The sequence below is a fragment of the Xanthomonas sp. SHU 199 genome (assembly GCF_000364665.1).
GTDB classification, from domain to species: Bacteria; Pseudomonadota; Gammaproteobacteria; order Xanthomonadales; family Xanthomonadaceae; genus Xanthomonas_A; species Xanthomonas_A sontii.
The window spans coordinates 1-6,333 of record NZ_AQOI01000259.1 but is presented as its reverse complement, the minus strand read 5'-3'; the positions used below and the strand labels follow the sequence as shown (position 1 = coordinate 6,333).

Annotated in this window: 7 protein-coding genes; 5 read left to right on the top strand and 2 right to left on the bottom strand. The window is 71.7% G+C overall.

Going from position 1 to position 6,333, the window contains the following annotated elements:
* Positions 1-180: 180 nt before the first annotated feature.
* A complete protein-coding gene (locus D183_RS0110005) occupies positions 181-627 on the bottom strand; it encodes a copper chaperone PCu(A)C (RefSeq protein ID WP_026144354.1) in 447 nt (148 codons plus the stop codon).
* Between the two features lie 34 nt (positions 628-661).
* Between D183_RS0110005 and D183_RS0110000 the strand changes: the two genes are divergently transcribed.
* The 3 genes from D183_RS0110000 to D183_RS0109990 all read left to right on the top strand — a co-directional run bounded on the left by D183_RS0110000 (position 662) and on the right by D183_RS0109990 (position 2,954).
* The gene (locus D183_RS0110000; RefSeq protein ID WP_017908865.1) at positions 662-1,441 is read left to right on the top strand and encodes an enoyl-CoA hydratase/isomerase family protein; all 780 of its coding nucleotides are present in this window, start codon (positions 662-664) and stop codon (positions 1,439-1,441) included.
* A 72-nt stretch (positions 1,442-1,513) separates the two neighbouring features.
* Complete coding sequence (gene tesB / locus D183_RS0109995) at positions 1,514-2,422, top strand: acyl-CoA thioesterase II (RefSeq protein WP_017908864.1); 909 nt, start codon at positions 1,514-1,516, stop codon at positions 2,420-2,422.
* Between the two features lie 10 nt (positions 2,423-2,432).
* Entirely contained in the window at positions 2,433-2,954 is a 522-nt protein-coding gene (locus D183_RS0109990) for a putative signal transducing protein (protein ID WP_017908863.1), read from the top strand.
* Positions 2,955-3,314: 360 nt separating this feature from the next.
* Here the strand turns inward: D183_RS0109990 and D183_RS0109985 are convergent, their stop codons facing one another.
* Positions 3,315-3,917 (bottom strand): EF-hand domain-containing protein, encoded by a 603-nt coding sequence (locus tag D183_RS0109985; RefSeq protein ID WP_017908862.1) that lies wholly within the window; start codon positions 3,915-3,917, stop codon positions 3,315-3,317.
* A 200-nt stretch (positions 3,918-4,117) separates the two neighbouring features.
* On the opposite strand from D183_RS0109985, the gene D183_RS0109980 reads away from it, so the two are divergent.
* Together D183_RS0109980 and D183_RS0109975 are read left to right on the top strand one after the other, a co-directional pair.
* A complete protein-coding gene (locus D183_RS0109980; protein ID WP_017908861.1) occupies positions 4,118-4,879 on the top strand; it encodes an arginyltransferase in 762 nt (253 codons plus the stop codon).
* A 91-nt stretch (positions 4,880-4,970) separates the two neighbouring features.
* On the top strand, positions 4,971-6,203 hold the full coding sequence (locus tag D183_RS0109975) for an endonuclease/exonuclease/phosphatase family protein (RefSeq protein WP_026144353.1): 1,233 nt from the start codon (positions 4,971-4,973) through the stop codon (positions 6,201-6,203).
* Positions 6,204-6,333 lie beyond the last annotated feature (130 nt).

Sequence of the window (6,333 nt, the reverse complement as noted above, 5' to 3'; positions counted from 1 at the left end):
GTCCTCGGCGTGTTCTCCAGACCAATGATGCCAAAGTCGGGGTTTTTAGAGGTGCCCTTCAGTCCCGACGACGGGTGGTCTCAGCCAACGCTGGGCTTCGCTCGTCGCGGCTGATCCCACAAAAGGGGACGAGAACCGCTCCTACGACGAGGGGAGGTGCCTTTTCCCGAGGAGGCTCCCTTACATCGCCTGCTTGCGCACGGTCAGCGTCGCATCGGCCTTGCCGCCGCCTTCCAGTTGCAACTGCAGCGGCACGGCCTGGCCTTCGGTCAGCGCACCCTTGCCCTGCATCAGCATCAGGTGCATGCCGCCGGGCTTGAGTTCCACGCGAGCGCCAGGCGCCAACGGCACGCGCTCGACCGCGCGCATCCGGCTGACGCCGGCCACGACCGTGGTTTCGTGCAACGACACATCGCCGAAAGCGGGGCTGCTGGCCCCGACGACCGTGACCGGCTTGCCGCAGCCGTTGTGCAGCACGCCGTAGCCGGCGGTCATCGGCATCGCCGGATTCGGCGGCAAGCGCGCCCAGCCCTGCTCCAGAGTGACGCACGCCGGTTCCGCAGCCGACGCCGTGGCGGCAACCGCACACAGCACTAACAATACGCCAGCGAATGGTTTGGTTATCATCGCCGAGGTTCCTTCTTCGAAAGCAGACCGCAGCATGACGACGCTCATCGACGTGATCAACCACGGCCCCCTCCGCGAACTGCGCCTGGCGCGGCCGCCGGTCAATGCGCTGGACACCGAGCTGTGCCGGCACCTGATCCAGGCGATCGAGCAGGCCGGCGCCGAGGGCGCGCACGGCATCGTGCTGTCGGGCAACGAACGCCTGTTCTCCGCCGGCATGGACGTACCGCACCTGCTGAGCCACGGCGACGACCGCGCCAAGCTGCTGGGCAGCTGGCAGCAGTTCTTCGGCGCGGCGCGCGCGCTGGCCGCCAGCCCGATCCCGGTGGTCGCGGCGCTGACCGGCCACGCCCCGGCCGGCGGTTGCGTGCTGGCGCTGTGCTGCGACTACCGGGTGATGGCGCGCAGCCTCGATGCGGCGCATCCGCTGCACATCGGCCTGAACGAGACCCAGGTCGGCCTGGTCGCCCCGGAAGGCATCCAGCGCCTGCTGCGGCGGGTGGTCGGCGCGCACCGCGCCGAGCGCCTGCTGGTCGGCGGCGACTTGGTCAGTGCCGAACGCGCGCTGGAGATCGGCCTGGTCGACGAACTGGTCGACGCCGACCTGGTGGTGGCGCGCGCGCTGGCCTGGCTGCTGGACCTGCTCAAGCGCCCGCGGCAGCCGATGCTGCAGACCCGTGCCATCGCCCGCGCCGACCTGCGCGCGGCGCTGGCCGACGAACACATCGGGCTGGAGCGGCTGATCGACGACTGGCAGGCGCCGGACACCCAGGCCGCACTGCGCGCGCTGGTGGCGCGGCTGGGCAAGGGCTGAGCGGAGCGGGCACGCGGGCAGGCGCGGACGGCCCGCTATAATCGGCGCACGTCCGTCGCCAGGCCCCGCCTCTTGTCCGCCAAGCCCGCCCCCGTCGTCTCCGAACTGATCGAGCTGCTGTCGCTGGAGCGGCTGGAGGACAACCTGTTCCGCGGCCAGAGCCGCGACATCGGCACCAAGTACGTGTTCGGCGGCCAGGTGCTGGGCCAGGCGCTGTCGGCGGCGCAGGCCACGGTGGAGAACGCGCGCCGCGTGCATTCGCTGCACGCCTACTTCCTGCGCGCCGGCGACATCGAGCACCCCATCGTCTACGACGTGGACCGCACCCGCGACGGCGGCAGCTTCTCGGTGCGCCGGGTCACTGCGATCCAGCACGGCAAGGTGATCTTCTTCTGCGCGGCCTCGTTCCAGGAGCAGGAAGACGGCGCCACCCACCAGTTGAAGATGCCGGAAGTGCCGCAGCCGGAAGACATCGAACCGACCCCGGCGGCCCGCCCGGACGTGCTGGCGACGCTGCCGACCAAGGTGCAGCGCTGGCTCTCGCGCGGCGGCCCGTTCGAGTTCCGCCACGTGTATCCGCGCGACGAACTGAATCCGCCCAAGCGTCCGCCATTCCAGCAGATGTGGCTGCGCCTGAGCGAGCCGGTCGGCGATGCGCCGGAACTGCACCAGGCGCTGCTCGCTTACGCCTCCGACTTCCACCTGCTCGGCACCGCCACCTTCCCGCACGGCATCAGCTACTACACGCCGAACGTGCAGATGGCCTCGCTCGACCACGCGCTGTGGTTCCATCGCCCGTTCCGCGCCGACGACTGGCTGCTGTACTCGCTGGACAGCCCCAGCGCGCAGGGCGCGCGCGGCCTGGCGCGCGGGCAGTTCTTCACCCGCGACGGCACCCTGGTGGCCAGCACCGCGCAGGAAGGGCTGATCCGCGTGGTCCCCGACGCCGACGCCGCGGCGCAGGTGCCGGCAAAACGCTGAGGACACGAACATGCGTCAGATCTTCAGCAGCCAACGCGTGGAAACCGCCGAAGGCGTCGCCGCCCTGCTGCGCGACGCCGGCATCGACGTGCGCCTGAGCAACGGCCGCTCCTACCGGACCCGGCGCAGCGGCCAGTTCAGCTATCTCGACCCGGTCGCGGCGCAGGCCCAGCCCACGGTGTGGGTGGTGCACGCCGACGACCAGCCGCGCGCACGCGAACTGCTGCGCGACGCCGGCCTGCTCGACAGCACCCGCCGCGATCCGGAACAGGGCCGTGCGCCCTACTTGAACGAGTTCCGCTCGCAGGTGGAAGCGGACGGCGGCAAGCGCTGGGCCTGGCGCATCCGCATCGCCCTGCTGCTGGCGATCGGTGCGGTGGCGCTGATCACCGTGCTGCGCCATCGCGACAACCGCGCGCCGACCACCGCACCAGCACAGGCACCCGCGACGCAACCGGCCACGCCCCCCGCGCAGGACAGCGGCAGCGACGAAGTGCGCGTGCGCGTGCAGCCGGCACCCCGCGGTAACTGAGCCGCGCCGAACGCACGTCCACGCATGCGATGAATGTCGCCTCTGGCGATGACGCCCTGCCGATGATCGTCCTTGCGCGACGGCGGAGGCGCCAACGCTGCGACGGCAATCCGATCGGCACGGCGATCGCATCCTGCGCGCGGTGTCCGCCGTAGCGGAGACCGCCACGGCAACCGGCCGCGACGCTGTCGACGCGCCCCGCGCGACCACGCACGTCCCGCGCTGCACCTGCGCCGCACTGCACGCGACGGCAGGTTTCGGCAGATGGAAAAACAAGAACGCCCCTGCGCGCGGGGCGCAGGGGCGCTCTCGATCGGCGCCTTGGTGCAGTGACCCGCGGCCACCGCCGCGGCGGATGGCTCAGTTACTGTCCGGCGGCGGCATCGGTGCCGGCGCATCGCCGCCGCGTTGCCCGCCCGGGCGATGCGCCCAGCGCTTGGCCTGCGCCGCATCGAACTCGGCGCGGCTGAGCATGCCGTCCTTGTTGGTGTCGGCCGCGGTGAACCAGGCATCGCGATGCTGCTTGGCGCGCAGTTCGAAGTCGGCACGGTCGATGTAGCCGTCCTTGTTCACGTCCATCTTGTCGAAGCGCGCGGCGAGCTTGGGATCGGCCTGCGCTTCGGCGCGGCTGATGCGGCCGTCCTTGTCGGTGTCCAGCTTGGCCATCATCGCGCCGGGCACGCCGTGGTCGCCCGGGCCGCCGTGACGGCCGTGGCGCGGCCACTCGTCGCGGCTGAGCTTGCCGTCGTGGTTCTTGTCCATGGCGTCGAAATGCTGGGCCAGGCGCGGATCGGCGGCGGCCTCGCTGCGGTCGATGACACCGTCGCCGTTCTTGTCGAGCGCGGCGATGCCGCCCGCATCGGCAGGCGCGGCGGGATCGGCCGGCGGCGGGGGAACGGCGTAGGCGGTACCGGACAGCACGGCCAGCACGGCCAGGGCGAGCAGCGGGTTGCGAGACTTCATGGGTCACTCCCTGAGGATGATGAGGAACCTGCCGAGAACGGCAGGCGTCCGGCGCCGCAAGCGGCCCGCATCGCGGGCCGGCACCGCGGCGCCTTCCCTGCTGACAACGCCCCGTCGCCGCCGCGGTTGACCCGCCGCCGGGCGCATTCATCGACGGGACAGTCGCGGCCCCTGCGATGGCGAAGCGCTATGCTCGACGCATGGCCATCCATTCCGACGCCAGCGACGACCTGCGGCTGTTCCAGACCGGCCAGCACGCGTGCGGCTACTGGCCCGAGCGGCAGGCCCGCGACCTCGTGCTGGACCCGCACGATCCACGCCTGGGCGCGCTGTATCCGCTGGCGCTGAGCTGGGGCTTCCGCCGCTCCGGCGATCTGGTCTATCGCCCGCACTGCGACCATTGCCGCGCCTGCGTTGCGGTGCGCATCCCGATCGACGCGTTCGTGCCCGATCGCAGCCAGCGCCGCTGCCTGGCGCGCAATACCGATGTCGAAGTCCGCATCGTCGCCGCCGAGCGCAGCGAGGAACAGCTGGCGCTGTACCAGCGCTACCTGCGCCACCGCCATCCCGGCGGCGGCATGGACGATCACGGCGCGCACGAGTTCGACCAGTTCCTGATCGGCCGCTGGTCGCATGGGCGCTTCCTGGAGCTGCGGCAACGCCTGCCGGACGGACGGCGTGGGCCGCTGCTGGCGGTAGCGGTCACCGATATCGCCGCGCAGGCGCTGTCGGCGGTCTACACCTTCTACGACCCGGACGCCGGCGCGCGCGGCCTGGGCACCCTGGCGATCCTGCAGCAGATCGCCTGGGCGCGACGCGAGGGCCTGCGCCACCTGTATCTGGGCTACTGGATCCGCGGCCACCAGAAGATGGACTACAAGCGCCGCTTCCGGCCGCTGCAGGCCTACGACGGCCGCCACTGGCGCGACTTCGACGACTATCTGCGCCAGCTCGGCGGCTAGCCGACGGCAACCGCTACCGGGCTGCCCAGCCGATGCCGCCGCACGTCGCGGCGCCATCGTGCCGACATGCCGCGCATGCGAAAATCGGCACATGACATCACGCCTCCTCCTGCTCGCCCTGACCCTGCTGTGCGGCGCCTGCGCGCACACCGCTCCCACGTCCTCCCCGATGAGCGACGCCGCCGCGCCCGCCGCCAGGACGCTGCGCCTGGCCACCTACAACACCTCGCTCAATGCCGACGAACCCGGCGCACTGATCGCCGCCCTGCAGGGCGACAGCGCGCAGGCGCGCAAGATCGCCGCGGTGCTGCAGCAGGTGCGCCCGGACATCGTGCTGCTCAACGAGTTCGACTACGACGAGGCGCACCGCGCCGCCGACCTGTTCGAGCAGCGCTACCTCGCGGTGCCGCAACCGCACGGCGGCGCTGCGCTGCGCTATCCCTACCGCTACCTGGCCCCGGTCAACACCGGCGTGCCCAGCGGCCTGGACCTGGACAACGACGGCCATGTCGGCGGCGAAGGCCGCGCGCGCGGCAACGACGCCTGGGGCTACGGCCTGCATCCCGGCCAATACGGCATGCTGCTGCTGTCGAAGTACCCGATCGACGCCGCGGCGGTGCGCAGCTTCCGCCTGCTGAAATGGAGCGCGATGCCCGACGCGCTGCGCCCGGTCGATCCGGCCACCGGCCGCTTCTTCCACAGCGACGCGGTGTGGGCGCAGCTGCGGCTGTCGTCCAAGTCGCACTGGGACGTGCCGGTGCGCACCCCGCTGGGCGTGCTGCATGCGCTGGTGTCGCACCCGACCCCGCCGGTGTTCGACGGCGCGGAGAAGCGCAACGCCGCACGCAACCACGACGAACTGCGGCTGTGGCGCGAGTACCTGGACGATGCCGGCAGCGGCAAGGCGCGCTGGCTGTGCGACGACGCCGGCCGCTGCGGCGGGCTGGCCGCCGATGCGCAGTTCGTGATGCTCGGCGACCTCAACAACGACGTGATCGACGGCGACGGCCGCCACGACGCGATCCGCGCGCTGGTGACGCATCCGCGCGTCCTGCAATACCCCACCCCGCACAGCGCTGGCGGCGAGGAGACCACGCGCGCCTACGCGGCCACCGGCATCGACCATCGCGGCCCACCGCAGCAGGTCACCGGCGATTTCGGCCCCAAGGCCGGCACCATGCGCCTGGACTACGTGTTGCCGTCGCGCAACTTCCGCTACCTGGACAGCGGCGTGTTCTGGCCGGTCTCCAATGATGCCTCCGCCGCCATCGCCGACGGCAGCGACCACCACCTGGTCTGGGTCGACGTCGCAGCGGGACCGTAGACGCCGGCGAACGAGGGCGGCGCGCTGCGCGGCGCCGTCCTGGCAGCGCTCCACAGGCGGCCTAGCGGCCGCCGTTTCTCTGCCTGGCCGGCGGCGCGCCATGCCCCCAGCGCCCGGCCGGCCACCAGCG